Source organism: Streptomyces alkaliphilus (genome assembly GCF_014141535.1).
Taxonomy (GTDB): Bacteria; Actinomycetota; Actinomycetes; order Streptomycetales; family Streptomycetaceae; genus Streptomyces; species Streptomyces alkaliphilus.
Genome location: NZ_VKHT01000451.1, coordinates 1 through 4,064, shown reverse-complemented (window position 1 = coordinate 4,064; position 4,064 = coordinate 1). Strand labels below are relative to the sequence as shown.

Annotated in this window: 4 protein-coding genes; 3 read left to right on the top strand and 1 reads right to left on the bottom strand. The window is 74.0% G+C overall.

Features of this window, described 5'->3' with window-relative positions; translation table 11 throughout:
• The first annotated feature begins 323 nt into the window (after window positions 1-323).
• Window positions 324-2,609: a molybdopterin oxidoreductase family protein gene (locus tag FNQ90_RS14795; protein WP_407699369.1), complete on the top strand. Its 2,286-nt coding sequence runs from the start codon at window positions 324-326 to the stop codon at window positions 2,607-2,609.
• On the opposite strand, the gene cutA is transcribed toward FNQ90_RS14795, so the two are convergent.
• Window positions 2,543-2,884: a divalent-cation tolerance protein CutA gene (cutA, locus tag FNQ90_RS14790; RefSeq protein ID WP_182606810.1), complete on the bottom strand. Its 342-nt coding sequence runs from the start codon at window positions 2,882-2,884 to the stop codon at window positions 2,543-2,545. The genes FNQ90_RS14795 and cutA overlap by 67 nt on opposite strands.
• A 116-nt stretch (window positions 2,885-3,000) precedes the next feature.
• Here cutA and FNQ90_RS14785 point away from each other — a divergent pair, with 116 nt between their 5' ends.
• Both FNQ90_RS14785 and FNQ90_RS14780 read left to right on the top strand, forming a co-directional pair.
• Window positions 3,001-3,585 (top strand): Uma2 family endonuclease, encoded by a 585-nt coding sequence (locus tag FNQ90_RS14785; RefSeq protein ID WP_182606808.1) that lies wholly within the window; start codon window positions 3,001-3,003, stop codon window positions 3,583-3,585.
• Window positions 3,586-3,722: 137 nt separating this feature from the next.
• Window positions 3,723-4,043, top strand: coding sequence for a cupin domain-containing protein (locus FNQ90_RS14780; protein WP_143619306.1), 321 nt, complete (start codon window positions 3,723-3,725; stop codon window positions 4,041-4,043).
• Window positions 4,044-4,064: the final 21 nt, after the last annotated feature.

Genomic DNA, 4,064 nt, shown 5'->3' with positions numbered 1-4,064 from the left:
GGCGACGAGGGTGGGGGCGGTGCCGGTGACGCTCATGTCGTCAGCTTGCGGTCCGCTTGTTACCAGTGGGTTACCCCCGCGTCACGTCCGCTCTGCTCCGCGCTCACCGACCCCCGCGAGGGGACCTGAGCCGACCGCCCCGGGGGCGTAACGCGCCCGGGGGCCGGGCGTAACACGGCCGACCCACACTGACCGGTATGAGCGCATCCCCCAGCCCCGCCGGGGCCGTCCCCGGGCCGGAGTCCCGGCCGCCGTCCGCCTCGGTGGACGGTGCCGACGGGACCGTGCCCACCCACTGCCCCTACTGCGCCCTGCAGTGCGGCATGGGTCTGCGGCCCGACCCCGGCACCCCCGCGGGCCTGCGGATCGTCGAGCGGACGGACTTCCCCGTCAACCGGGGGGCGCTGTGCGGGAAGGGCCGCACGGCGCCCGAGGTGCTGGCCTCCCGGGTGCGGTTGACCGAGCCGCTGGTGCGTCGCTCCCCCGGAGGTCCGTTGGAGCCCGCCGGGTGGGACGAGGCGCTGGACCGGGTGGTGGAGGGGCTGACCGCGACCCGCCGCCGGCACGGCGCGGACGCGGTCGGCGTCTTCGGCGGCGGCGGTCTGACCAACGAGAAGGCGTATACGCTCGGGAAGTTCGCCCGGCTGGTGCTGGGCACCTCGCAGATCGACTACAACGGCCGGTTCTGCATGTCCTCGGCCGCCGCCGCCGGAACCCGGGCGTTCGGCGTGGACCGGGGGCTGCCGTTCCCGCTGGCCGACATCCCCCGCACCGGCTGCGTGATCCTGGTCGGCTCCAACCTCGTGGAGACCATGCCGCCCGCCCTGCGGTACCTGACGGAGCTGAAGGAGAACGGCGGGTCGCTGGTCGTGGTGGACCCTCGCCGCACCCGCACCGCCGAACACGCCGATCTGCACCTGGCGCCGCGTCCGGGCACCGATCTGGCGCTGGCCCTGGGGCTGCTGCACCTGGTGATCGCCGAGGGGCGGGTGGACGAGGAGTACATCGCCCGGCGCACCACCGGCTGGCCGGAGGCCCGGGCCGCCGCGATGGCGCACTGGCCCGAGCTGGTCGAGCGCATCACCGGGGTGTCGCTGCCGGCGATGCGCGAGGTGGTGGAACGGTTCTGCGGGGCGGAGCACGCCATGGTGCTCACCGCACGCGGCCCCGAGCAGCAGGCCAAGGGCACCGAGACGGTGGGGGCGTGGATCAACCTGGCCCTGGCCACGGGCCGGCCCGGCCGCCCGCTGTCCGGGTACGGCTGCCTGACCGGGCAGGGCAACGGCCAGGGCGGACGGGAACACGGCCAGAAGGCCGACCAACTGCCCGGCTACCGGATGCTCGCGGACGCCGACGCGCGGACGCACGTGGCCGGGGTGTGGGGGGTGGACCCGGACTCGCTTCCCGGCCCCGGTCGCAGCGCCTACGAACTGTTGGACGCGCTTGGGCGGGACACCCCGGACGGGGTGCGGTCCCTGCTGCTGCTGGCCTCCAACCCGGTGGTCTCCGCACCGCGTGCCGCGCACGTGGAGGAGCGGATGCGGGCGCTGGACTTCCTGGTCGTCTGCGACGTGGTGCTCTCCGAGAGCGCGGAGTTGGCCGACGTGGTGCTGCCGGTGACGCAGTGGGCGGAGGAGACCGGCACCATGACCAATCTGGAGGGCCGGGTCATCCTGCGCCGCAAGGCGGCCGAGCCGCCCTCCGGGTGCCGGAGCGACCTGCGGGTGCTGCACGACCTGGCCACCCGGATGGGCTGGGAGAAGGGCTTTTCGACCGACCCGGAGGAGGTGTTCGAGGAGCTGCGCCGCGCCTCGGCCGGCGGGAAGGCGGACTACTCGGGGATCACCTACCGGCGGATCGTCGCGGAGGACGGGGTGTTCTGGCCCTGTCCGGACACCGGGGCGGAACCGGGTCCCGGAGACGGGGGCCACGAGGGGACACCGGTCGGCGGGTGGGAGGACGACCCGTCCAACGACCACTCCGCCGAGGCCCCGGGCCCCGGGCCCCGACCGGTCCCGCATCCCGGCACACCCCGGATGTTCCTGGACCGCTTCGCCACCCCCGACGGACGGGCGCGTTTCGTCCCCGTGCAGCACCGGCCCTCCGCCGAGGAGCCGGACGCCGACTATCCGCTGTTCCTGACCACCGGCCGGGTGCAGGCGCAGTACCAGTCGGGGGCGCAGACCCGTCGGGTGGCGGAGCTGAACGCCGCCGCGCCGGGCCCCTTCGTTCAGGTGCACCCCCGACTTGCGGAGCGGCTGGGCGTGACGGAGGGCGAGCCGCTGGCGGTGACCTCGCGCCGGGGGCGGGCCGTGGCGCCCACCCGGATCACCCCGGACATCCGGCCGGACACCGTCTTCATGCCGTTCCACTGGCCGGGGGCGGGCCGGGCCAACACCCTGACCAACCCGGCGCTGGACCCCACCTCACGGATGCCCGAGTTCAAGGTGTGCGCGGTGCGGGTGGAGCCGGCCGGGCCGGGCCGGGGGCTCGGGGACACCGCCGGCGCGGGTGCCGGTGCCGGCGGCACCGGGGGAGCCGCTCAGTCGCCCGTCGCGGTGGGTTCCCCGGCGGGGTCGGAGGTCTCCTCGGCCACCCAGCCCAGGTAGCCGGCGGCGCCGGCCGCCACCGGCAGGGCGATGATCTCCGGTTCGTCGTAGGAGTGGGCCTCCTCCAGGTGGGCCCGCAGCGCCTCCCAGCGGGCGGGGGTGGTCTTCAGCAGCAGCTGCCACTCGCGGTCGCGCCGGAGCTCGCCCCGCCACCGGTAGACGGAGGTGATCGGCGCGCTCACCTGCCCGCAGGCGGCCAGTCGGCGCTCCACCGCGCCGGCGGCCAGTTCCTCCGCCGCCTCGGCGCTGTCGGTGGTGGTGAGCACCACCAGCATGTCGTCGCTCCGCTTCTCCACCGTCTCCTCCTTCGTCCTTCGTCTCCTTCGCCCGGCCGGCCCGGCCATCGTCCCACCCGCTCGCGGAGCACTCGGGGATGTGTTGACATGACACGGTGGACCGAACCCGGGAGCCGTCCGGGCGGGACTTCCCCGCCCTGTTGCGAGCCGTGCACGCGCGCCCCGATGGCAGGCGGGCCGAGATCCTCGGCCGGGGCATCGTCCCCGTGGAGCCGCGGCCCCTGCGATTTCGTCCGGTGATGAAGTTGCTTCGGGAGAGGCTTCTTCCCCATGTTCCCGAAGGGCAGGATGTCGAGGTCGCCCCTTTCCTGTTCGTGTTCCCCGAAAGCGGCCGGGCCTTCGGGCCCGATCTGTACGTGGTGGACGAGGAGGCGTTCGGGGCTCCCGGCCGCCACGGAAACGGATCCGCTCTTTCCCTGGTCGCCGAATTGACCTCCGGGAGCACGAAGGAAACCGATTGGACCGATCATTGGACCGACAGAGCGGCAGCCTACGGTCGCGTGGTTCCCGTGTACCTGGTGCTGAACATGCAGGAAGGTCAACTCACCATTTTCCGGTCCCCCTCCGAACAGGGGTACCGGGCACGGCGCACGGTTCCGTTCGGTTCACCGGTGCCCGTTCCGGCGCCGTTCGACTTCACGCTCGACACGATCGGTTTCGAGGCGGGGGTCGCCGACTGAGTCGTCCGTCCCGAAGCCCACCGGGCCTCGGCGCGGCTCGGTTGCGGGAAGCGTCGCCGGCGGGACCATGGAGTGACCACGGGCGGCGCGGGGAGACGCCCGGAGACCGTACCGGGCCCGATTCGGAGGAGACCACCGTGGAAGACCTCACCGCACTCGCCGAACACCATCTGGGGCTGGCCCGGGAGGACGGGCACGGGCGCAGCGCCCACCTCTTCCTGCACGACGGGCCGCTGCGGCAGAGCGTGATCGCCCTGACCGCCGGTTCGGAACTGGGCGAGCACGACGCGCCGCCCGCCGCGAGCCTGCACGTGCTGCGCGGCCGGGTGCGGGTGTTCTCCGAGGAGGGGGAGACCGAGGTGGGCGCCGGACAGGTGGAGCGGCTGCCCCGGGTGCGGCACGGGCTGCGGGCGGTGGACGACTCCGCCGTGGTCCTGACCACCGTCACCGGCGTCTGAGCCCCGCCCCCGAACTCTCCC

Coding starts and splice junctions, on each gene's coding strand:
- cutA (WP_182606810.1), bottom strand. CDS start 2,884: ATGCTGGTGGTGCTCACCACCACCGACAGCGCCGAGGCGGCGGAGGAA.
- FNQ90_RS14795 (WP_407699369.1), top strand. CDS start 324: ATGGGTCTGCGGCCCGACCCCGGCACCCCCGCGGGCCTGCGGATCGTC.